The organism is Vreelandella olivaria, assembly GCF_023507745.1.
GTDB lineage: Bacteria > Pseudomonadota > Gammaproteobacteria > Pseudomonadales > Halomonadaceae > Vreelandella > Vreelandella olivaria_A.
Genome location: NZ_JALPZO010000155.1, coordinates 1 through 23,148, shown reverse-complemented (window position 1 = coordinate 23,148; position 23,148 = coordinate 1). Strand labels below are relative to the sequence as shown.

The 23,148-nt window shown below is 54.8% G+C and carries 22 protein-coding genes; 19 read left to right on the top strand and 3 right to left on the bottom strand.

Annotated features, from left to right (window positions below):
- Window positions 1-22: 22 nt before the first annotated feature.
- Entirely contained in the window at window positions 23-3,247 is a 3,225-nt protein-coding gene (gene rne / locus HP566_RS18330) for a ribonuclease E (protein ID WP_249978757.1), read from the bottom strand.
- Window positions 3,248-3,975: 728 nt separating this feature from the next.
- Here rne and HP566_RS18325 point away from each other — a divergent pair.
- The 3 genes from HP566_RS18325 to sppA all read left to right on the top strand — a co-directional run bounded on the left by HP566_RS18325 (window position 3,976) and on the right by sppA (window position 6,805).
- Window positions 3,976-4,917: an RluA family pseudouridine synthase gene (locus HP566_RS18325; protein ID WP_249978756.1), complete on the top strand. Its 942-nt coding sequence runs from the start codon at window positions 3,976-3,978 to the stop codon at window positions 4,915-4,917.
- A gap of 9 nt (window positions 4,918-4,926) precedes the next feature.
- On the top strand, window positions 4,927-5,577 hold the full coding sequence (locus HP566_RS18320; RefSeq protein WP_249978755.1) for an HAD family hydrolase: 651 nt from the start codon (window positions 4,927-4,929) through the stop codon (window positions 5,575-5,577).
- 100 nt (window positions 5,578-5,677) lie between these two features.
- The gene (gene sppA / locus HP566_RS18315; RefSeq protein WP_249978754.1) at window positions 5,678-6,805 is read left to right on the top strand and encodes a signal peptide peptidase SppA; all 1,128 of its coding nucleotides are present in this window, start codon (window positions 5,678-5,680) and stop codon (window positions 6,803-6,805) included.
- A gap of 12 nt (window positions 6,806-6,817) precedes the next feature.
- Here the strand turns inward: sppA and HP566_RS18310 are convergent, their stop codons facing one another.
- Complete coding sequence (locus HP566_RS18310) at window positions 6,818-7,420, bottom strand: Maf family protein (protein ID WP_249978753.1); 603 nt, start codon at window positions 7,418-7,420, stop codon at window positions 6,818-6,820.
- A 159-nt stretch (window positions 7,421-7,579) separates the two neighbouring features.
- Between HP566_RS18310 and HP566_RS18305 the strand changes: the two genes are divergently transcribed.
- The 15 genes from HP566_RS18305 to HP566_RS18235 all read left to right on the top strand — a co-directional run bounded on the left by HP566_RS18305 (window position 7,580) and on the right by HP566_RS18235 (window position 20,669).
- The gene (locus tag HP566_RS18305) at window positions 7,580-8,128 is read left to right on the top strand and encodes a YceD family protein (RefSeq protein WP_249978752.1); all 549 of its coding nucleotides are present in this window, start codon (window positions 7,580-7,582) and stop codon (window positions 8,126-8,128) included.
- Between the two features lie 36 nt (window positions 8,129-8,164).
- Window positions 8,165-8,335 carry a 50S ribosomal protein L32 gene (gene rpmF, locus HP566_RS18300; RefSeq protein WP_009099300.1) on the top strand — a complete coding sequence of 57 codons (171 nt, stop codon included), beginning with the start codon at window positions 8,165-8,167 and terminating at the stop codon, window positions 8,333-8,335.
- Window positions 8,336-8,377: 42 nt separating this feature from the next.
- Window positions 8,378-9,397, top strand: a complete 1,020-nt coding sequence (gene plsX / locus HP566_RS18295; protein ID WP_249978751.1) for a phosphate acyltransferase PlsX — start codon at window positions 8,378-8,380, stop codon at window positions 9,395-9,397.
- A 156-nt stretch (window positions 9,398-9,553) separates the two neighbouring features.
- Window positions 9,554-10,513, top strand: a complete 960-nt coding sequence (gene fabD, locus HP566_RS18290; protein WP_249978750.1) for an ACP S-malonyltransferase — start codon at window positions 9,554-9,556, stop codon at window positions 10,511-10,513.
- A gap of 55 nt (window positions 10,514-10,568) precedes the next feature.
- Window positions 10,569-11,312, top strand: a complete 744-nt coding sequence (gene fabG / locus HP566_RS18285) for a 3-oxoacyl-ACP reductase FabG (protein WP_249978749.1) — start codon at window positions 10,569-10,571, stop codon at window positions 11,310-11,312.
- Window positions 11,313-11,436: 124 nt separating this feature from the next.
- Entirely contained in the window at window positions 11,437-11,670 is a 234-nt protein-coding gene (gene acpP, locus HP566_RS18280; protein WP_008956801.1) for an acyl carrier protein, read from the top strand.
- Window positions 11,671-11,865: 195 nt separating this feature from the next.
- Window positions 11,866-13,104, top strand: coding sequence for a beta-ketoacyl-ACP synthase II (gene fabF, locus HP566_RS18275; RefSeq protein WP_249978748.1), 1,239 nt, complete (start codon window positions 11,866-11,868; stop codon window positions 13,102-13,104).
- Window positions 13,105-13,110: 6 nt separating this feature from the next.
- On the top strand, window positions 13,111-13,914 hold the full coding sequence (gene pabC / locus HP566_RS18270; protein WP_249978747.1) for an aminodeoxychorismate lyase: 804 nt from the start codon (window positions 13,111-13,113) through the stop codon (window positions 13,912-13,914).
- Between the two features lie 28 nt (window positions 13,915-13,942).
- A complete protein-coding gene (mltG, locus tag HP566_RS18265; protein WP_249978746.1) occupies window positions 13,943-14,950 on the top strand; it encodes an endolytic transglycosylase MltG in 1,008 nt (335 codons plus the stop codon).
- A 54-nt stretch (window positions 14,951-15,004) separates the two neighbouring features.
- On the top strand, window positions 15,005-15,658 hold the full coding sequence (gene tmk, locus HP566_RS18260) for a dTMP kinase (RefSeq protein ID WP_249978745.1): 654 nt from the start codon (window positions 15,005-15,007) through the stop codon (window positions 15,656-15,658).
- Window positions 15,649-16,632 (top strand): DNA polymerase III subunit delta', encoded by a 984-nt coding sequence (locus HP566_RS18255; RefSeq protein ID WP_249978744.1) that lies wholly within the window; start codon window positions 15,649-15,651, stop codon window positions 16,630-16,632. The genes tmk and HP566_RS18255 overlap by 10 nt, the downstream gene beginning before the upstream one ends.
- A gap of 26 nt (window positions 16,633-16,658) precedes the next feature.
- Window positions 16,659-16,994 carry a PilZ domain-containing protein gene (locus tag HP566_RS18250; RefSeq protein WP_249978743.1) on the top strand — a complete coding sequence of 112 codons (336 nt, stop codon included), beginning with the start codon at window positions 16,659-16,661 and terminating at the stop codon, window positions 16,992-16,994.
- 44 nt (window positions 16,995-17,038) lie between these two features.
- Window positions 17,039-17,872, top strand: a complete 834-nt coding sequence (locus HP566_RS18245) for a TatD family hydrolase (RefSeq protein ID WP_249978742.1) — start codon at window positions 17,039-17,041, stop codon at window positions 17,870-17,872.
- A gap of 29 nt (window positions 17,873-17,901) precedes the next feature.
- Window positions 17,902-18,465 (top strand): DUF1285 domain-containing protein, encoded by a 564-nt coding sequence (locus HP566_RS18240; protein WP_249978741.1) that lies wholly within the window; start codon window positions 17,902-17,904, stop codon window positions 18,463-18,465.
- A complete protein-coding gene (locus tag HP566_RS18235) occupies window positions 18,462-20,669 on the top strand; it encodes an ATP-dependent helicase (protein WP_249978740.1) in 2,208 nt (735 codons plus the stop codon). The genes HP566_RS18240 and HP566_RS18235 overlap by 4 nt, the downstream gene beginning before the upstream one ends.
- A gap of 36 nt (window positions 20,670-20,705) precedes the next feature.
- On the opposite strand, the gene HP566_RS18230 is transcribed toward HP566_RS18235, so the two are convergent.
- A complete protein-coding gene (locus HP566_RS18230; RefSeq protein ID WP_249978739.1) occupies window positions 20,706-22,370 on the bottom strand; it encodes an electron transfer flavoprotein-ubiquinone oxidoreductase in 1,665 nt (554 codons plus the stop codon).
- 420 nt (window positions 22,371-22,790) lie between these two features.
- Here HP566_RS18230 and HP566_RS18225 point away from each other — a divergent pair.
- Window positions 22,791-23,148: electron transfer flavoprotein subunit beta/FixA family protein (locus HP566_RS18225; RefSeq protein WP_425348215.1), on the top strand; the 358-nt coding region annotated here is incomplete at its 3' end.

The following is a 23,148-nucleotide window of genomic DNA, read 5'->3' as shown; positions in this document are numbered from 1 at the left end:
CGGGGTTTTAGTTGCCAGCATCTTACTCTTTGCCAATATCCTGAGTCTGCTGCTTACGCAGTTCACGTGGATCATTGTGAGCGCGGCGACGGCGTCTTGGTTTGGGGGCATCTTCCTGGGGTGATGCCGTTTCTAGCGTCTTGGCGGGTGGTGATACCTCACCGGATGAGGTGGCCTCATCAGCTATCTCGGTTTCTTCACTCGCCTTGGCTTCTTCAGACGGTGCTGATACCGCAGTTTCTGTCGCTGTACTCTCTGGCGCTTTGGCCGCTTCCTCAACAGTAGGGGCCGTCGCCTCAGACAGTTGTGACGTTACCGGCTCGCTCGCGGCGGTGGGTTCGTTGGGCGTCACTTTTGCTTCAGGTCCGCTGTTTGTCACCGGGGCTTCAACAGTTTCTGGGGCATCTGCCAGGCGCTCCGGCTGGGCTTGCTCCACTTGAGCTGTGGTCGGTGCAGGAGACAGCTCTTCTTCCGTTGCCGTTGAGGCTGTATCGCCAGCTGTTGCATCGGATTGCGGTGGCGCTGCGTCAGTGTCAGCTGGTTTGGCTTCAGCCCTGGCAGCGGTTGCTTCCGGTGAAACCTCGACGGGTTCATCAACGGCCAGGGGTGCACGCAACTCTTCGCCTGCCGTGGAGGCCTGAGCAGATGCCGCCTGAGACTGGGCAGGTGTTTCCGTGGTGTCTTCCGTTTCCGGCTCGGGCTGTGCGGCTTTGGGCTGGCGGCGCTGATGGGTTGCTTTGCGCGCTTTATCTGCCTTCTCCGCAGGCTGTGCTGTTGTTGTGCCATCATCACGCTCAGCAGTCGGTTGCTGTTCCTCAGAAGAGGCATCAGCGCTGCTGGGCTGAGGAGCCAGTTGCGCGATGGGAGCACTGTCGTCCACTTTGGGTGCTTCGATTGGCGTAACTCGCCCACCTTCGCTGGTAGCTGTATCGGCAGCGTCAGCCTGAAGTTTCAGTTGCTCCGCTTCGGCCTGGGGGTTAATCGCCTGTTTACGCGAGCGGTTGCGGGGGTTATTGCGTGTCCGCTTTGGCTTACCGTCATCCTGCGGAGCACCGTCCTGTTTGCCACTCTCTGGTTTGGTCTCAGGTGTAGCATTCGTGCTGCGTGGCTCATCACTTTTGGGCTTATTATCCCGCTGCTTGTCACGATTCGCATCACGGCGGCTCTCAGTCTGGGCCTGCTTGGTGGTGTCGTTTTGGGCCTCCTTCGCCGTGTTGCTGGACGATTCTTTCTGACGGCCACCTTTATTGCTGCCTTCCTGCAGTTTGCTCTCTTCCTGGGGGTGGCGGCGGCGATTGCGGGTACGGCTGGGGCCGCTGCGTTTATCTCCGGCATCATCACCACTGCTGGCATTGCGCAGCTGGTTATTGCTGCGCTGCTCGCTTTTGCTGGTGGTTTCGTTGCGTTCGCGGGAAGGCTTTTTATCGCTGTTGCGGCTGCCCTGAGTGCTTGAGCGCTTGGGTTGCTCGCGCTTTGCAGGTGCTTCAGTTTCCGGCTGTGGGGCCTTGCTCTCATCGCCGCCAAGCAGTTTGGCAAAACCACGAATAAAGCGGCCAATCGCACTGGGCTGCTCTGATGCTGAGGGCGCCGGCGCCGTGGCTTTAGCGGGCGCCTCTTCTGTTTGCAGGGAGGCAGGCGCTGGTGCGTTATGCACTACGCTCTTCACGGCCGCCTCCGCGCGTTGCGCTGGTGGTGCAAAGCTGGGGGCTGGTTCTTTGCCTACTTCCGTATCTGTGGAAATTTCGAAGCTGGACAGGGTCTGGCTGTCATCTTCATCTAAATGATCGTCTCGCAGACGCTGGACATCGTAATGGGGGGTATCCATATCCGGGTTTGGCAGGAGTACCACGCGAACGCCCTGACGGGATTCGATATCCGCTAAAACACTACGCTTTTCGTTCAGTAGATAAGTGGCGACAGGTACCGGCAGGATGGCACGAATTTGTGCGCTGCGCTCTTTCATCGCCTCTTCTTCAATCAGGCGCATAATTGAAAGCGACAAGGAGCGTACATCCCGGATCGTGCCTTGACCATTACAGCGCGGGCACACCACGCCACTGGTTTCACCCAGTGAGGGGCGCAGACGTTGACGCGACATCTCCATCAGGCCGAAGCGCGAAATACGACCAATCTGTACGCGAGCGCGGTCCAGCTTGAGGGCGTCCCGCATGCGATTTTCAACTTCACGCTGATTGCGGGCTGGCCCCATATCAATAAAGTCGATCACCACCAGGCCGCCGATATCCCGCAAACGCAGTTGACGTGCGATTTCGTCAGCTGCCTCTGAGTTTGTCTGTAGAGCGGTCTCTTCGATATCGCTGCCACGGGTGGCGCGGGCCGAGTTGATATCAATGGACACCAGTGCTTCGGTGTGGTCGATAACAATGGAGCCACCAGAGGGGAGCTTAACTTCGCGCTGATAGGCGGTTTCGATTTGTGACTCAATCTGAAAACGGGAAAACAGCGGTACTTCATCAGCATAAAGTTTGATTTTCTGCTGATAGGACGGCATTACCTGACGAATAAAGCCCAAAGCCTCTGCGTGGATCTCAGGGCTGTCGATCAATACTTCGCCAATATCCTGGCGTAAGTAATCGCGCATGGCACGGATGATGACATTGGACTCACGGTAAATCAGGAAGGGCGCTGAGCGTTTGCCAGCCTCGGTGGTGATCGATTCCCACACCTGTACCAGATAATCCAGGTCCCACTGTAACTCTTCTGAGCTGCGGCCAATGCCTGCGGTACGTACGATCAGGCCCATTTTATCCGGTACAGTCAGCTGTCCCATAGCGTCTTTAAGCTGACTGCGGTCATCCCCCTCAATGCGGCGTGAAATACCGCCTGCACGTGGGTTATTGGGCATTAGCACTAAAAAGCGTCCCGCCAGACTGATAAATGTTGTGAGGGCGGCGCCTTTGTTACCGCGCTCCTCTTTATCAACCTGGACGATGACCTCCTGACCCTCTTTCAGCACCTCTTTAATGCTGGGGCGACCGGAGACATCTTTTATAAAGTATTCGCGGGAGATCTCTTTCAGCGGTAAAAAACCGTGGCGTTCGGCACCAAAATCGACGAAAGCAGCTTCAAGAGAGGGTTCAACACGGGTGATTTTACCACGATAAATGTTGGCTTTTTTCTGTTCCCTGGCGCCTGATTCGATATCCAGGTCGTAAAGGCGTTGTCCATCTACCAGCGCGACCCGCAGCTCTTCTGGCTGGGTCGCGTTAATAAGCATCCGTTTCATATTGTCTCGCATAGCGTTGCGTGCCGACGAACCGTCTAGGCGTGGCGTAGACGAATCGCTGGGTGCTGCGTGCTTGTGCTCGGCGCATAGCTATGCTGACGCATTAAACCGGGAAGGCATCGTTGCCGACCCGGCCGAAAGGGCGTTGAGTACGTGGCGGAGGCAGAACATGTTTCGGTGGCTGTCACGTCCATCCGGCCCTGCTGACACCGCCAACACCTGGCATTCATCGATTCGTCAACGCCGGCCATCAGCACAGCGTTGATCTTTGCGCACCAAGTCAGGTGGCACCTTGTGACGAAAAGGAGCAACTGCTTGGAGCGTTACGTTTGTTTAAGCAATTACCTGCCATTGCGGGCGAGGTTTAAGTGTATCTGCCGCCAAAGTTACATGCGGCAGAGTAACTGCATTTCAATACGTTCAGGAGGTGGACCATGCGTACACTAATCCATTCAACCTATGCTCTGACCTGCGTGTTTGTCGGGCAGGTGCTTGGGCAAAACATGGCAATCCGCTTGCAATAATACGGTTAACTACAAGTTGACCATGCCAGGCCAGTGAGCGCTTTGGAATATAACAGTAAAGACAACTACCAGCAATTGACGCAATGCCCATGGGTCTACGTTAGAATGCGGTTTTAAGGCTTGTTGACGTTTCATTCAAGGTCACTCTGAAACGCCAGCAGGCTCTAGCCTGATGTTACGAGATCATACCAGGAGTACGCGGCAATGGCCGAAGGGCGCGAAGTGCAGTGGGTGGATATCGCCCCGGAACAGGCGGGTCAGCGAATTGATAATTTTTTGATGACGCGATTAAAAGGGGCTCCTCGTGCGTTGATCTATCGTATCGTCAGAAAGGGAGAGGTGAGGGTTAATAAGAAGCGGGTCAAAGTGGACTATCGCCTGCAGGCAGGTGATCTGGTTCGTGTACCGCCCCTGCGTCTGGCTCCAAGGGAGGCAGTGAAAGAGGTGAGTGATAATTTACGCGACCTGCTGGTGGGTAGTGTGATCATGGAAGGTCCTGACTGGATGGTGATCAATAAGCCTTCCGGTCTGGCAGTGCATGGTGGTAGTGGCGTTAAAATCGGCTTGATTGAAGCGCTGCGTCAGGTTCGGGATGACCTTACGTTTTTAGAGCTGGTACACCGGTTGGATCGTGACACATCAGGGTGTCTGTTATTGGCCAAGTCCCGCGATGCATTGGTTACCCTCAATGAAGCGCTTAAAAAGCATGCGATGGATAAGCGTTATCTGGCATTGGTCAGTGGGCGCTGGCCTGCACGTAAAACGTATGTCAGTGCACGACTGGATCGTTTTGATGCAGGTAACGGTGAGCGACGGGTGCGTGTGGACCCGAATGGTAAGGTATCCCGCACTCACTTTGCCGTCGTGGAGACATTTGAAAAAGCCACACTTGTCGAAGCGGAGCCTGTGACGGGGCGTACCCACCAGATTCGCGTGCATGCTGCCCATGCGGGCCATGCGCTACTCGGGGATGATAAATACTCCACTCGCGAAAGTGCCCATATGACCCAGCAGTTGAAAGTGGATCGGCTCTTTTTACATGCCCGCTCATTAACGTTTCCTGAGCCCGGTAATGGGCGTCCGGTAACAGTGAAAGCCCCGCTGCCGCAAGGGTTGGAAGATGCACTACAGCGTGCCCGGAAATAAGGAACCTCAATGCGCTATGAATTAATTATTTTCGATTGGGATGGCACCTTAATGGACTCGGTACCAAAAATTGTTGCCTGTATGCAGGCGGCTGCCAGAGAAGCGGAATGGGGGGAGCTTGAAGTTGGCGCTATCGAAGATATCATCGGTTTGGGGCTGCCCGAGGCAATCGCCAGGCTGTGTCCAGGAATCGGACCTGCTCAAGCCGAGCGGCTGCGTCAGCGCTACTCCCATCACTTTGTACATGAAAACACTACGCCGATGAGGTTTTTTGCGGGCGTTGAGGCTCAAGTGGCACGTTTGCGTGAGCGTGATCAGCAGCGATTAGCAGTCGCCACGGGAAAAAGCAGGCGTGGACTTGACCGTATATTTGCAGAAACCGGCAGTGGTGGGTGGTTTCACTCGAGTCGAACAGCCGATGAGACCCGCTCCAAGCCTCACCCTCAAATGCTCAACGAACTCCTCGAAGAGTTGGCTGTGCCGGTTGATCGGGCCGTCATGGTGGGGGATACCGAGTATGATCTGGAAATGGCCAAAGCGATTGGTATGGACCGGGTAGGGGTAACTTACGGTGTTCATACCCCCGCCCGACTGGCAGCCAGCCAGCCCAGTTGGGTGGCCCACAATGTTAATGATCTCTTCGATTGGTTGTACGGCTAGTCCGTAGTAACTGACCATTCAGAGCTAAAACCAGTATGATGAGGCAGATTGCTGGCATAGGTTACGAAGACAGGCTACACCGCCACAGTTAGGGACAGTTATGAGTGATGATCAACGGCGTAATAGCGATAGTGAGCAGGTGCCAGGCAAGGTGGGCGAATCGTCTGGCGAGGCGAAGAGCGACCTCTGGACCCAGGGGCCTGACGTCTCACAAAGGGCTAAGCAGGATGCTGGAGTAGTGGGGGATGCTGGCGATGATGCGGAGACACTGCGCGAACGCCAGCGTCTGGCACAGATGGAAATGATGGATCGGTGGATTGGCGGTGTTCTCACCGAGCAGCGGCGAACACGCCGCTGGAAACTGTTCTTTCGTTTGATGCTGCTTACTATTGTATTGGTATCAATCACCACGACGGCATATCGGGTTTTTTGGGATGAGCCTTCTGTTTCGGCGCCGACGCAACGTCATTTGGGGCTGGTAGAGGTTAATGGAGTGATTGCCAGTGATGCCCCTGCCAATGCTGAGCGGATTATTCAGGGCTTAAACCGTGCATGGTCATCCGATAGTGCGGTGGCGGTGGTGCTGCATATTGATAGCCCAGGAGGTAGTCCTGTCCAGTCTCAGCGCATCTACGCGGAAATTATGCGGTTGCGGGAGCAGGGGGATAAGCCCATCTTTGCGGTTATTGAAGATGTGGGTGCCAGCGGTGCTTACTATATTGCGTCAGCTGCCGATACGATTATGGCGTCTCCGGCAAGTTTGGTGGGTTCGATTGGAGTTATTTACGCGGGATTTGGTTTTCAGGAGGCGATTAATCAACTGGGGGTTGAGCGTCGGGTAATGACCGCAGGAGAAAATAAAGCGTTTCTTGACCCTTTTCAGCCGCTGGATGAGGACGTTGAACAGTTTTGGCAGACCGTGTTGACGCGCACCCATGAGCAGTTTATGAGTGACGTTCGCGCCGGTCGAGGCGATCGGTTAAGTGAAAATCCAGAGATTTTTTCCGGGCTTGTCTGGAGTGGTGAGCAGGCGCTTGGGCTTGGGTTAATCGATGAGCTGGCAAGCCTTGAGCAGGTGGCACGCGCGCAAGTGGGGGAAGCTAATTGGGAGGACTACACGCCGCGTCTTGATCCTTTTGAGCGTTTGACACGACGTTTTACGCAGACAGCAGCCGAGGTGTTGGGTATTCAGTCTTCCAGCTCACCGCTGCGCTTTAGGGTCCCTTAGCCAGGATTGCCATTACCCTTCGCCAAGTGGGTTCATGCCCACTTGGCGAAGCATATCGCAAAGGGCGATTAGCGGCAGGCCGATCAGAGCGTTGGGGTCGCGTCCTTCCAGTTTTTCAAATAGTGCGATACCCAGCCCCTCCATGCGAAAACTGCCCGCGCTATCTAATGGTTGTTCCAGGGCGACATAGCGCTCAATTTCTCGTTCAGTCAGCGTGCGAAAAAGCACATCAAAGGTCTCGATATGTACCTGATGGCGCTGGTGGCGGGTGTCGACCAGTGCCAGACCGGTGAGGAAAGTAACCTGGCGGCCGGAGAAGCGGGCCAGATTGGCGCGGGCGCGCTCGACGGTATGGGGCTTACCCAGAATGTCACCTTCAAACAGGGCGATTTGATCTGAGCCAATAATGCAGTGATTAGGGAAGCGTGTTGCCACTGCATTGGCTTTGCTAAGGGCAAGGCGGTGTACCAGCGCGTTGGGCGACTCCCCTGGTAGTGGGGTTTCATCAATGTCCGGTGAGTAACATTGGTAAGGTAGCTGTAGTCGATCCAGCAGGGTTTTGCGGAAACGTGAGCTGGATGCCAGGACCAGCGGGGCGGTGTTTGTTTCAGGCACTACACTCTCCTCGGGGCGATTGGTCGCAGTGTTACAGTCAACGTGAGTGTAACGAAACCGAATGGACATGCCTATTTAGGCCTTTTTAAGTGATAATCTGTCAAGAATTGCACCGACAGCTTTGACACCAGGGAGGTGAGTGCCTATCATTGCGCGCCTATGTTGACCTCACAACTCCCCAGCCGGGTTGAGCCTTATAAGCTTGCAGCCCGCCGCGAACGACTCGAAGGCATAGTGGCGCTTGATAAGCTGCCACGTCTTGCTGAAGAAGCAGGTGATCAAACCGGCGACTGCCATGTCGTGCTTGAGTTTGGTGTTGATGCCCAAGGTCGTCGTGAAATTCGTGGCCATTTGCAAGCGACCCTGGCACTGCCTTGTCGTCGTTGCCTGGTGCCGCTAAGCCAGAGCGTGTCGAGTGAATTCCTGCTTGGAATGATCACTGACGAAGCCCTGGCTGCCGAGCTGCCTGCCAGTCATGAGCCGGTGCTGGTGGAACATGAACAGCTGGACTTGCTGACGGTGGTAGAGGATGAGCTTATCCTCAGCTTACCGCAGGTGGTCTATCACGATGAGACCGAATGCCATGTCTCGGCGAAGCAGCTGGTCAGCAAGAGCGAAGGCGCGGCTGAAGAGTCCGCACCAGCAACGAACCCTTTCGCGGTGCTTAATGCCTTAAAAGGCAAAGGCGCTTTGAAAGGCAAGAAATAAGCACCACTTACCCTACATACCTTGGAGTAAACACCCATGGCAGTTCAACAGAACCGTAAAACTCGTTCCAAGCGCGGCATGCGTCGTAGCCACGATGCGCTGAGCGCACCTACTCTGTCCCAGGACAAAGAAACGGGTACCACTCACCTGCGCCACCATGTTTCACCTGACGGCTTCTATCGTGGTCGTAAGGTTGTTGAGGTTTAAGCCTTAACGCTTTTATGAGCGGCGAAACAGGGTGGGTGCCACGTGCGCCTGGCGATTGATGTGATGGGGGGTGACCAAGGCCCCCGTGCCATTATCGAAGGCTCCGCAAGGGCGGTCGTTGAGCGTCCTGATCTAGAGCTTACCCTGTTCGGCCCGCGTCAGCAGATTGATGCTGAGCTTTCGCGCTTGCCGCAGCCTCTGGCTGCGGCAACGTCACGTTTAATGGTTGGCGATGCGCCGGAAACTGTCTCGCAGGAGGCAACCGCTGCCTGGGCACTACGCCGAGGGGGGGCGACCAGCATGGCCTGCATGCTCCATTGCCTTTCATTAGGCGAGGCGGCAGCTGGTGTGAGTGCTGGTAATACGGGAGCATTGGTTGCGCTGGCCAGGCGGGAACTGGGTATGCTGGAGGGGATTTCGCGTCCTGCGATTAGTACCGCAATCCCTGCCCGGGGAGGGCGTCGCTGCTATTTGCTTGATTTGGGGGCGAATGTGGATTCCCCGGCACACCGGTTGTTTGATTTTGCCATCATGGGAGCTGCCATGGCGCAGTGCATTGATGGTATTGAGCGACCAAGAGTGGCACTGCTTAATGTTGGGGCGGAGGCAACGAAAGGCAATGTTAATGTACGTGAGGCGGATCGATTGCTGAGAGAGTGCGTAAGCGACCTGGGGTTTATCTATCAGGGATATGCTGAAGGCGGCGATATTTTTCAGGGCAAGCTTGATGTGGTGGTGTGTGACGGTTTTGTGGGTAATGTCACATTGAAAGCAAGTGAAGGTTTGACCCGTATGTTGGTAGAACGTGTGCAGATGGCGTTCGAAGCACGTCTAAGCGGGCGTTTGGCAAGCCTACTGGCCAAACCTGTACTGAAGCGCCTAAAACAGGAGCTGGATCCTGTGCGTTATAATGGGGCCAGCTTGTTAGGGTTGCAGGGTATTGTGGTCAAGAGTCACGGCAGCACCCGTGCAGATGGTTTCTACTATGCTATTCAGCGAGCGTTGCAGGAAGTTGAGCATAATTTGCCTGCCCGAATTGCAGGGCGCTGGCTGCGTTCTTAGTCACTAACGCAGGTATGAGAATAAAACGTTAGATAACTATTTTTTTGCGGGTTATCGGTGGCAGCAGAATATGCCAACAACCGTTCTGGCAACGGGACCAATAACTGCGTCTATCGCTCAGATGAGCAAATGCCTACAAGAGCAAAGGTGAACGACATGTCTCAACCCCTTGCCCTCATTTTCCCCGGGCAAGGCTCTCAGCAGCTTGGAATGCTGCGGGAGCTGGCCGAGCGCTACAGTGTGGTGGGAACGACATTTGAGGAAGCGTCAGATGCTCTGGGCTACGATTTGTGGAAAATCGTCCAGGAAGGCCCAGAGGAAGCGTTAAATGCCACGGCGTGCACTCAGCCTGCCCTGCTTGCGTCAAGCGTTGCCATTTGGCGTGTTTGGCAAGAGCTTGAAGGTCCCCGCCCTGGGGTGATGGCAGGCCATAGCCTGGGTGAATATAGCGCTATGGTGTGCGCGGGCGTTATGGGCTTTGCTGAAGGTGTACAGCTGGTGCGCCTGCGTGGTGAGGCCATGCAGGAGGCCGTGCCTGTCGGTAAGGGAGGCATGGCGGCTATTCTCGGTCTTGATGATAGCGCTGTAGAGGCCGCCTGTTCGAAGGCTGCACAAGGTGAGGTGGTCTCGGCGGTCAACTACAACTCGCCGGGGCAAGTGGTGATTGCGGGTGATAAAGGTGCCGTTGAACGCGCCATTCTGGCGTGCCAGGAAGCGGGCGCCAAGCGTGCGATGGTGCTTCCAGTCTCGGTTCCTTCTCATTGTGCGTTGATGCGGCCTGCTGCTGAGCGCCTGGCTCAGGCTATGCAGGAAATTGAATTGCGTGCACCTCGCTATACTGTCATTCAGAATGTGGATGCACAGCCTCACGCTGACATCAATACATTACGTACCCGGTTGATTGAGCAGCTTTACCAACCTGTGCGCTGGTCATCTTGCGTTGAAGCAATGGTAGAGCAGGGTGCTAATGTATTTATTGAATGTGGTCCAGGCAAGGTGCTGACCGGGCTAAATAAGCGCATTGTGCGTAGTGCCAAAGGCTTGGCAGTCAACGATCCTGATAGTTTGGATGCTGCTCTGGATTTGGCCCGTGAAGCGTTGGCAGATGGTGCGTGATAAGTCACCATTTTCCGCTACCCTTGCTTACTTATATGGTTAAAGGCAGAACGTTATGACGCAAGAACGTAGAGTGGCGCTGGTGACTGGCGCTAGCCGAGGCATTGGGCGTGCTATTGCCCATGAGCTTGGGCGCCAGGGGCGCATTGTGGTAGGCACCGCTACCAGTGAATCGGGTGCTGAAAAAATCGATGTGGATCTGAAGGAGAACGGCATTGAAGGTGCGGGTATGTGCCTTAATGTCACTGATCAGGCAAGCATTGACCTAGTGCTAAAAGCGATTACTGAGCGTTTTGGTGCCCCCACGATTCTGGTTAACAATGCTGGCATCACTCGCGATAACCTGCTCATGAGAATGAAAGAGGAGGAGTGGGACTGCGTGATTGATACCAACCTCAAATCTGTTTATCGAGTGAGTAAAGCCTGTCTGCGTGGTATGACAAAAGCACGTTTTGGGCGTATCGTGTCGATTAGCTCTGTAGTGGCAACCATGGGCAACCTGGGCCAGGCTAACTATGCTGCGGCCAAAGCCGGGATGGAAGGTTTTAGCCGGGCGCTGGCCAGAGAAGTGGCTTCACGGGCGATTACGGTTAACGCTGTTGCTCCTGGTTTTATCGCTACCGACATGACTGAGGCGCTGCCAGAGGCCCAGCATGAGATGTTGTTAAAGCAAATTCCCCTTGCTCGCCTGGGCGGGCCTGAAGAGATTGCCGCTGCTGTTGGTTTTTTGACAAGCGATGCGGCAGGTTATATTACCGGCGAAACGCTGCACGTGAACGGTGGCATGAATATGCGTTGATGGCCTTGGGTTTGGCGGTTGCGTCGACCCAAGGGCGTCTATAAACTACCCCGCAGCTTTTGGCTTGCGGTTTCCAAATAGCTGGTTATCAATAACGGCTAATGTGAACGACTGGAGTACGTTGATGAGTACTATTGAAGAGCGCGTGAAGAAAGTTGTGGCAGAGCGCCTGAACGTAAAAGAAGAAGATATCCAGAATAGCTCTTCTTTTACTGAAGACTTAGGTGCTGACTCACTTGATACCGTTGAGCTGGTAATGGCTTTGGAAGAGGAGTTTGATACTGAAATTCCTGATGAAGAAGCTGAAAAAATTACCACGGTTCAAGAGGCTATCGACTACGTTAACGCCCACCAGTAAGGGCTGAGTTGATGCAGCGAACCAGGGTGGGGTGCTACCACCCGGATTAAAAAAAGCCGTCCTGAACAAGGGGCGGCTTTTTTGCTTTGCGGTCACAATGATTATAACGTTCAATCTCCGTTATACTAGTCACCAAATTTCTGCAGCGAATGACCCGGATGGGTCGTGTCACCATGGATGCCTGGAGGAAAGCTGATGGCGCGTAGAAGGGTAGTGGTAACTGGGTTAGGCCTGGTGACCCCAGTGGGTAATAGCGTGAATGAGTCATGGGCAAATATTGTCGCGGGCAAAAGCGGCATAGCACCTATTGAGCATTTTGATACCAGTGGTTTCAATACACGGTTTGGCGGTTCGGTTAAAAATTTTGATATTAGCCCCTACCTAAACCCCAAAGATGCCCGCAAGATGGATCTGTTTATTCAGTACGGCATGGCTGCTGGCGCTCAGGCGGTTCGGGATTCAGGTATTGAGTGCAGTGAGGAGAATGCTGAACGCATTGGGGTGGCTATTGGCTCAGGAATCGGCGGGCTGCCGATGATTGAGCATAACCACAATGCGCTTAACAAGGGGGGGGCACGCCGCGTTTCACCTTTTTTTGTGCCTGGCTCCATCATTAATATGATTTCGGGCAACATGGCGATTCAGCATGGTTTTAAAGGGCCTAATATTGCCATTACCACTGCATGTACCACGGGTACCCATAACATCGGCTATAGCGCACGCACGATTGCCTATGGTGATGCCGACGTAATGATTTGTGGTGGTGCGGAAATGGCCACGACTCCTTTGGGTCTGGGTGGGTTTTCAGCGGCACGGGCATTGTCAACGCGCAACGATAACCCGGAAGCTGCCAGTCGCCCATGGGATGCCGATCGTGATGGGTTTGTGCTGTCAGACGGTGCGGGCGTGCTTGTACTTGAAGAGTACGAGCACGCCAAGGCTCGTGGTGCCAATATTTATGCCGAGCTGTCTGGTTTCGGCATGAGTGATGACGCCTACCACATGACCGCTCCACCCGAGGATGGCCGTGGCGCAGCCTTATCAATGAGCAACGCCATCAAAGATGCCAGATTGGACCCTGAAAAGGTGCACTATATTAATGCGCATGGCACTTCAACGGCAGCAGGCGATTTAGCAGAAAGCCGCGCCATTGAGCGCATATTGGGCAGTGCTGCTCAACAAGTGGCAGTGAGTTCTACCAAGTCCATGATTGGGCACTTGCTGGGGGCTGCCGGGGCGGTTGAAGCGGTGTTTAGTATTCTGGCCATTCGGGACCAGATCGCCCCGCCCACCATCAATCTGGATAATCCTCAGGAAGGGTGCAACCTTGATTACGTGCCCCACACTGCCCGTGAAATGCGTATTGATGTAGCACTGTCCAATTCCTTTGGTTTTGGCGGTACTAACGGTTCGCTGCTGTTCACAAAGGTGTAACACACAATGTCTATGCCCCTGGTGCCATTCGATGACCGCGGGCTGGCATATGGCGACGGGATATTTGAAACAGTACTGTTGCGTGCAGGTCAGCCGGTACTTTGGCGCTACCACCATGCGCGTTTGGTCCTGGGCTGCCAGCGCTTGAATATTCCGTTGCCATCACCTGAGCGACTGCAGGCGACCTGGTCACATAAGCCTGAAACCGGCCTTGAAGTGCTAAAGCTGATTCTCACACGCGGGAGCGGTGGTCGCGGCTATCAACCACCTGGCACTATGGTGCCGAGGCTGGTAAGCCACCGGATGCCGTTTATGTCAAATACCGAACGATGGCAGGGGGTTAGCGTACGTATCTGTAAGTTGCGCCTTAGCCACCAGCCTTTGTTAGCCGGTATAAAGCACCTGAACCGTTTAGAAAACGTACTGGCACGCCAGGAGTGGCAGGATCATACAATTGCAGAAGGTTTGCTGGGAGATGTGGACGGCAACCTGATTGAAGCTACCAGTATGAATGTTTTTTGGCAGCAGGCGGGACAGATTTTTACTCCCCCCCTGGAGCGTTGTGGTGTCGCTGGGACTTTGCGAGCTGCCCTGTTAGACCTGGGAATGGTGCGGGAGGCGGCCATCGCGTTAAAGGCGTTGCCAGATGTTGAACGCTTGTGGGTGGCTAATTCCGTACAAGGTGTTTGGCCAGTGAACGAACTGCTAAGTGACACGGGCGATGTGCTGCGATCCTGGCCCCAGGAGGGGCGGGATAGATTACAAACCTGTGGGCATCGCATACTTGGCTATTCGCCATCTCCCTGTTAGTCAGGGTCTGAAGAGAGTGATTGTAGTTATGCTGAAACGGTTATTGGCCGTAATAGGGATTTTGGTGGTGCTTGGCGCTGCTGTCGCAGCAGGTGGTTACTACTATTGGCAAAGCCGCTTAGAGGCGTCATTAACGCTTAATGAGCCCACACTTTATCAAGTGCCGGCAGGGGCTGGTTTTAACCAGGTGGTTAGTCAGTTGGAAGATCAAGGCATCATCGCAGATGCCTGGGCCTTTCAATTAATGGCGAGAGTCTATCCTGAGCGTGTGCCGCGTTTGCGTGTAGGGGAGTACCAGTTGACCCCAGGTATGAGCGGGTTGGAAATGATCGCGTTATTAGGCAGCAATAACGTTGTCACGTACCCGCTGACGATACCCGAGGGCTGGACGTTTCGCCAGATCCGTCAGTTGCTGAATGTGGCGCCCAAGCTTGAGAATCGTACGGCGGATATGAGTGATGGCGAAATAATGGCACTTCTGGAACGTGAGGAGACGTTTCCTGAAGGATGGTTTTTCCCCGACACCTACCGCTACCACTTGGGTATGAGCGATGTTGACATATTACGCCAGGCACTAAATCGTATGGAGCGTATCCTGGAGGAGGTCTGGCAGGAGCGCGACGACGATCTCACCATAAGTACTCCTTATGAAGCGCTGATTATGGCATCGCTGATTGAACGTGAAACAGGTGCTCCCGAAGAGCGTCGTGAGATTGCCGGTGTCTTCAAACGCCGCATGGAGCAGGGGATGCGATTGCAGACGGATCCAACCGTGATTTACGGCATGGGAGAGCGTTATGAGGGGCGCATAACCCGGGCGGATTTACGGGAGGCAACACCCTATAACACCTATGTTATTGATGGCATGCCTCCCACTCCGATTGCGATGCCTGGGCGTGCTTCTTTGGAAGCCGCAGTTAATCCATTGCCTGGGGAAACACTTTATTTTGTCTCCCGTGGTGATGGTACGCACCATTTTTCACGCACGCTGCGGGAACATAACAATGCCGTCAACCGCTATATCCGTAATCGATAGTGTTGTATGCAGGTTGGGCAATTTTATGGTGTATCTATTCAGTAAGGGGCTTCAATGATTCAGCGCGGACGCTTCATTACGCTTGAGGGCAGTGAGGGGGTAGGTAAATCTACCAACGTAGCGTTTGTAGAGGCGTGGCTAAAAGAGCAAGGGCTGGAAGTGGTGCGCACCCGGGAGCCGGGGGGGACGCCACGTGCTGAGGCTATTCGTGCACTGCTGCTGGATCCCTCTTTTGAAGAGCCGCTAAATAGTGACGCCGAGCTGTTGCTGATGTTTGCAGCCCGTGCCCAACATCTGGCGCAAAAAATAGTGCCCGCGCTGGAGCGAGGTGCCTGGGTGGTGTGTGATCGCTTTACGGATGCCACCTTCGCCTATCAGGGGGGGGGGCGAGGGATTGACAGTACGCGTATTGCGACGCTTGAACACTTTGTCCAGCAAGGCCTCTCTCCAGATCTCACCCTGTTGTTGGATATGTCGCCAGCGGCTGCAAAGGTACGCCTGGAAGGGCGGTTACGCGATCAGCAAACCGAGCGCGACCGCTTTGAGCAGGAGCAAGCCACTTTTTTCCAGGCGGTGCGCCAAGCCTATCTGGCGCGCGCGGCGTCAGACACAAAGCGTTTTGCACTAATAGATGCTGAGCAGCCGCTTGAGAGTGTGCAGGCAGCGTTGGCAGATGTACTGGCTGAGCGGATGGCGTTATGGCGCTGACCGCTGTGTTGCCTTGGCACCAGCATACATGGCAGCAGTTGGTGCACCTTGCCAATGAGGGACGTATGCCCCATGCGTTACTTATCAGTGGTGCCCATGGGGTAGGTAAACAGCAGCTCGCGGAGGCGCTTATTGCCAGGACGCTGTGTGCTCAGCCGACAGACCAGGCCTGCGGCCATTGCCATAGTTGTGCCATGCTGGCTTCTGGCTATCATCCGGATCTACTGCGTATTTCTCCTGAAGAGGGGAAGCGCCAGATCCGTATTGACCCGATACGCGACGTTAACCGCTTTGTTTCCCAGACGGCTCAGCAGGGCGGGTATCGGGTCATTGTGATCTCGCCTGCTGAAGCGATGAATATCGCCGCAGCGAATGCGCTGTTGAAAAGCCTGGAAGAGCCGGGTGAAAAAACGCTCTTTATCCTGCTGTCAGACATACCGTCACGCACGCTGCCGACGATTCGTTCCCGGTGCCAGCAATGGCCGCTGGCCAGTATTCCCTTTGAGGCTTGCCGCGGCTGGCTGACAGAAAAGCTCGGAAGTGACGAGGCGTATTTCTGGTGGCGTGTGTCGGGAGGCTTACCATTATTGGCTGTAGAGCTGGCAGCACCCGATGAGCGGGCACTGCGCCATCAGATTCATGATTGCTTTGAGCAACTTGTACGAGGCGCGGAGCCTGTGTCTGAGGCGGCAAGGCTTGATCGTCAAGCGATAGACGCCATCTTGTGGTACGGTATTGCGTGGCTCGAAGACCTGATTCGCCTGGGGCTTTCCGGGGAAACTATCGCGCTACATAATCCCGACCTGGAGCCGCTGTATCGACAGGCCGTTAAAAATGCCCGCGTGCAGGACTGGTTCCGATTACTGGATTACGCCCGCGAACAGCGTCGCCTGTTGGCAATGGGGGCTAATCCCAATCCTCAGTTGGTGCTTGAAGCCTGGCTGGTACGCTGGTCCACGCTGTTGCGCTCATAATCAATTAGCCCTCTAGCGAGGTGGTGATGGCTGCCCAAAAAGCGCTCTCATTAACAATACCGGATGTGCCGACGCTGCTGTCGGCCTATATGCCTTTTCTCGATAGAGGTGGCATTTTTGTGCCGACCACAACGCCCTATACCCTTGGTCAGCAGGTGTTTTTATTGCTTACGTTGCCGGGGGAGAGTGAACGTTTATCTGTAACGGGAAGTGTTATCTGGGTTTCTCCTGAGGGGGTTAGCGGGCGTAGGATGCCTGGTATCGGTGTTCACTTCAGCCAGCAGGATTACCCTGTACGTGACCGAATTGAAACGCTTCTGGCGGGCCAGCTGGATAAAGCCCCTCCTTCATTTACGCTTTAAGTGTTACCAAAGCACTACTTATTTTACTGATAAACGAGATCTGCATGTTTGTTGACTCACACTGCCATCTGGACCGCCTGTCTGAGCATACCCATGGTGGCGATATTGCGGCAACGCTTGCGGCAGCCCGTGCGGCCAATGTTAGCCAGTTTCTTGCCATTGCGGTCACCCTGGATGATATGCCCAAATTGGCAGCGATTGCCCGGGAGCATCATGATGTGGCTATCTCAGCAGGCCTGCATCCCCTGCATACGGCGTCTAAAGAGCCGAGTGTTGAGGATATCGTAGAGGTTGCTGAGCAGTACGGTGCAGTCGCGATTGGTGAAACAGGGCTGGATTATCATTACCGGGACAGTGTATCGGTTGAGGTGCAGCATAAGCGTTTCAAGCGCCACTTAATGGCTGCCAGTGAGCTTGAACTGCCGGTTATCGTGCACACACGCGAAGCAAAGCAGGAAACCCTGTCTCTGCTTCGTGAGTACAGTAACCCCCAGGTGGGAGGTGTATTACACTGTTTCACTGAAGATCTGGATATGGCGCGGGAAGCCGTACGCTTAGGCTTTTATATCTCGCTATCGGGAATTATCACTTTTCGTAATGCGGCATCACTTCGGGAGCTGGCGTGCCAGCTCCCATTGGATCGCCTGCTGATTGAGACTGACAGCCCCTATTTGGCACCGGTTCCCTATCGTGGCAAACCCAATGAGCCGGCTTGGGTTGTTGAAGTCGCAGAGTGCATTGCGAAAGCACGTAATATCAGCGTTGATGAAGTGGCAATGCAGACAACGGCTAATTTTTATCACTTGTTCCGCAATGCAGCGCCTGATGCGCCCGAGCATGTCAAACAGGCATTGGTGCAGTCCGGGCTGCTGGTATAGCACTTAACGTTCACGTGGAGGTGCGGACAATGAATATTGATCGCCTGCTGCAGCACCAGCAAGGCTCAGCAGCCATTCCACCCGTTAACGAATGGCAACCGGCCCTCTCTGGCGATATCGATATTATCATTCAGGCGGATGGTAGCTGGCTGCATGAGGGGCAGCCGTTTGCCCGGCCCGCCATTTTACGTGTATTGGCAAGTCTGCTACGCCATGACGATGACGGTTATTGCCTGGTCACCCCTGTGGAGAAGTGGCGGTTACAGGTAGAGGATCGGCCGTTGATGGCAGTAGAGGCGGATTTTCACGATGATGCCTGGTGGTTTACCACGCAGTTTGATGATGTTGTGCGTTTAGATGCTCAGCACCCTTTATCGCTAAGTAGGACTCCTGAAGGGGAGAGGGTACCTGAAATTGCGGTTCGCTTTGGGCTGGGTGCCCGTTTGCACCGTAATGTTTTTTATCGTTTGGTTGATCAGGCGACACCTCGCCACACAGAGGATGGCGGATATCAACTGCGGATTTTCAGTGCTGGTAACTGGTATCCGTTGGGAGAGTTATATGCTGATGATATGCCCAGTGAGGCGCTGTGAAGTTAACGGCTGAACAGCAAGCGGTGGTCCATCACCATGCGGGGCATGCCAGGGTGGCCGCTGTTGCCGGAGCTGGCAAAACCACTACCATGGCGGCACGAGTGCTGCATCTGCTGGCCAATGATGTGCCCGCAAAGCGTATTCTGGTATTAATGTTCAACCGTGCCGCGCGAGATGACTTTCAGCGCCGTCTGGTGAGTATGGCGCCTGTCGGGCAGCCGCTACCCGACGTGAGAACATTTCACTCGCTGGGCCATCGGCTTACCCAAAGTCTCTGTCGCTGGGGAGTCCTGCCCCCCAGGCGCCTGCTCTCAGCTGAATGGCAGTTGGAGCGCCTGCTTCGTCAGGCAAGCCTCAACGTGCTGGGTGATGCGGTAGAGCGCCGTGATGCTGCATTAGAGGGAGACCGCCTGGAGGCGCTGGCGCACTTTTGCGGGTTAGTCAAAGCGGAAATGTTGCCTGCAAAAGAGCTCTATGAGCGCCTTGGTTACGAGCCTGATACTGACTATTTTCCCGCTGTATTTGAAGAGGCTGAGCGCATATTGGCATCGGAGGGGCTAATGACCTACGCCGATCTGCTCTATCGACCACTTCAGGTGCTTGAGGCTGAGAGCGCCCTGCGGCAGCGGGTGGAGGGCTTTCTTGATCATGTCATCATTGATGAGTATCAAGACATTAATACCGCCCAGCAGCGGCTGTTAGCGGTACTGGCGGGTCAAAGTGCCGATGTTATGGCGGTGGGTGATGCTAACCAGTGCATTTATGAGTGGCGGGGCGCTCGCCCCGATACCATGCTTGAAAATTTCACCCGTACGTTCGGCAAGGCAACCGATTACCCGCTTTCTACCACCTTTCGGCACGGTCATGCACTGGCGCTAACGGCCAATCATGCCGTCATGGCAAATCAACGTCGCCCTGATCAGCTCTGTCTCGCGGATGCCAACAATCCCGAAACGCACATATCGGTTGGGCAGGGCAGCCGGCTGTTGTTGGATGCGCTAATGGATTGGCAGGCACAAGGGCGCCCTTTAAGCGATGCCTGCCTGTTGGTACGCAGCTGGGCGTTGTCAGTGCCTTTTCAACTGGCATTATTACAGGCCGGTATTCCTTTTCGTCTGCTGCGGGAAGACCGTTTTGTTTTCAGATTACCTCTGGTACAGGCGCTGGCCGGCTATTTGAAATTGTCCCGCCGGCCTGAGCTGCTTCATGATCCTGAGCAATTGCTGCTGCTGCTGTCGCAACCCACGCCGTTTGTAGCTCATGAGCGACTGCAGCATTTGGCGTATCAGCTGGCCAGTACCCAGTGCTGGCCTGAGCGCCACGAACCGGTACTGACTGCCTTAAAGCCTTTGCAACGGCGGACGCTGAAAAAACGCTGGGCATTACTGTGCGAGTTGCCCAAGCTAAGCTCCTGGCCTCCTGCCAAGCTGCTTAGTTACGTTGTGGAAACCATTGATGCGGAAAAAACCTTAAAGCGTGCCGCGGCACGTCGCGATAAGGGGGAAGAAGATGTCCGCCTGCTTGATGTGCTGATTGAACAGGCAGAAAGCGTGCAAGACCCTGATGCCTTTATTGAGCTGCTAGAGCGTCCTGTTGAGAATCAGGCGGGTGGTGTGCTGATTACGACAGTGCATGGGGCCAAGGGGCTCGAGTGGCCGCTGGTGGCGGTAGCTGCTGTGAATGAGGAGGATTTTCCCCATTACAGCCGTGACAATCCACTAAGTGATGAGCGCCTTGAAGAGGAGCGGCGGCTCTTTTACGTGGCGATTACCCGTGCTCAGGAGCAGTTGCTGGTGCTCCATGATGGTGGTGTTCACCGCCCCAGCCGGTTTATAGCAGAGAGTGCCTGGCAGGATAGTATGCGGATCGCCAACTGCCTCGCCAGTTCCTGTCCTCCTGAAACTGCGTTGCAGGTTAGTTCACCCACGCTGGTAAAGCGGTATCTCAACCGTTTGGGCAGGGATGATATAGAGCTGGCGGTGTCTCAGGTACAGGAAACTGCCGCTGGATACCAGGGACTTAGCCACTTCTACCCTGGTCAGCGCCTGCTGCACGCGGTATTTGGCGAAGGCGAGGTGGCCGCAGTGGAGGGCAATCCGCTGGACCCTGTCATCGATGTACGTTTCGCACAAGCGGGCCGCAGGCGCTTGATAGCAAAGCGTGCTCCCATCGAGTGCCTGGAGCCTCCCGCCCAACCGGCATAACCTGTCAGTGTCATGCCGGTATGGGTGAGTGCTACCTTACATATTCGGGTAGTTAGGGCCGCCGCCGCCCTCTGGTGCCACCCAGGTTATGTTCTGGGCAGGGTCCTTGATATCGCAGGTTTTACAGTGAACACAGTTCTGGAAGTTGATCTGAAAGCACGGGTTACCCTGCGCATCTTCCACCACTTCGTAAACCCCCGCAGGGCAGTAGCGCTGAGCGGGTTCGGCGTATTTAGGCAGGTTTTCCCGGATCGGCAGCTCTGGGTCAGCCAGGCGGAGGTGGCAGGGCTGATCTTCTTCATGGTTGGTGTTGGACAGGAACACCGACGAGAGTTTGTCGAAGGAGAGCTTGCCATCGGGTTTTGGGTAGTTGATCTTCTCGAATTCCGTCGCCGGCTTTAATGCACCATGGTCCGTGACGGTATCGTGGACATTGGGTAATTTACTGCCCAGCAACTGGTTAATAAAGTTGTAGGCTCCTCCGCCTACTGTGCCATATTTATGCATGGCGGGGCCGAAACTCGCACTCTCTTTGAGTTCCTGGTAGGCCCAGCTGGCTTCCCATTGTGTGGTAAAACTGCTCAATTCCTGAGCGCCTTCATCGCCGCCCTTGATGGCCGCAAATACGCTTTCTGCCGCGACGAGTCCAGACTTCATCGCCGTATGCAAGCCTTTGATCTTGGCAAAGTTGAGTGTGCCCGCATCGCAGCCAATCAGTAAACCACCTGGGAATGTCATTTTAGGCAGGCTGTTGAAACCGCCTTTGGTGATGGCCCTCGCTCCGTACGCCACGCGTTTGCCACCCTCAAGGTATTGGCTAAGGGTCGGGTGGTGTTTCATCCGTTGGAACTCATCAAAAGGGGAGAGCCAGGGATTCTGATAGCTAAGATCCATGATCAGCCCGACCACAACCTGCTGGTTTTCTGCATGGTAAAGGAACCAGCCGCCGTGGACGTTTTTGCCCAGTGGCCAGCCAGAGCCATGTAGTACAAGCCCCGGTTCATGCTTGTCGGCAGGCACATCCCACAGCTCTTTCAGACCAATTCCGTAGTGCTGGGGATCACGCCCTGCATCCAGTGAAAACTCTTTAATTAAGCGCTTACCCAGATGCCCACGTGCGCCTTCAGCAAACAGAGTGTACTTGGCGCGCAGCTCCATACCGGGCATATGGCCATCTTTTGGGGTGCCGTCAGCGCCAATCCCCATATCTCCAATTAAGATCCCACGCACTGCGCCGTCTTCGACAATGACTTCCTGGGCCGCGAAGCCAGGGAAAATCTCAACGCCTAACTCCTCTGCCTGTTCCGCCAGCCAGCGGCATAAATTGCCGGCGCTGATCACGTAGCAGGTGGACTCCCCTTCAGTGTTGTGCATGCTTTTCGGTACCAGGGCATTAGGCAGTTTTTGCGCTTTTTCAGCGTCTTTTAATAAGTAGACATCATCACGAAGAGCGGGTGTGTTGAGAGGGGCGCCACGCTCTTTCCAGTCAGGAAAGAGTTCCGCTAACGCACGGGGCTCAAAAACAGCCCCAGAGAGAATATGTGCGCCAACCTCTGAGCCTTTTTCAACGACGCAGACAGTGAGTTCCTGCGCTGACTCGTTAGCCTGCTGCATTAAGCGGCAAGCAGCTGCCAGACCGGAGGGGCCAGCCCCAACAATCACTACATCGAAGTCCATGACATCGCGTTCAACGTTTTCCACCCGGTTTCTCCTTATTTTCATAAGTGCCATATTCAATCAGAACTAGCTTATAAAAATATGGCCTTAATTTAAAACGGTCGTTTGCTTCTGGTTATGTCTCATGATAGGCATAATACCTGTGTCAGGTCACCCCTACGATGGCAAAAGCAGTATTTAATGACTGAGCGTGGTGCAGGGGCACTATTTTCGCATTTTGCGGTGAATGCTTCGACCAAGGCCGTAGTGAATGAGTGTTGTCGCATGCAGGTAGGCTGTGGCAAATTGATAGGGTTTTTCATTTACTGGCCTATCAAACGCTTGACTGAATTTTAAGCGGTGCTATTTCTTCTTCAGCCAGCACCGCTACTCTCTTCAACGGCATTTGTTTAGACGGTGCTGGGTTAGATTAACGGCTTCAATCACAAGCCAAGCGAGGAACCTATGAAAGTACTCGTCGCGGTGAAACGCGTCATCGACTACAACGTCAAAATCCGCGTCAAGGCGGACCACTCCGACGTTGACCTTACCAACGTCAAAATGGCCATGAACCCTTTCTGCGAAATTGCCGTGGAAGAAGCGGTACGCCTGAAAGAGCAGGGCGTAGCCACGGAAGTGGTCGCCGTCACGGTAGGCCCCAAGGCTGCCCAGGAACAACTGCGCACCGCCCTGGCCCTGGGCGCGGACCGCGCCCTCCATATTGAAACCGACGAGCGCGCCGAATCCCTGGCGGTCGCCAAACTGCTGGCCAAGGTGGTTGGCGAAGAGCAGCCCGGCCTCGTGTTGCTTGGCAAGCAAGCCA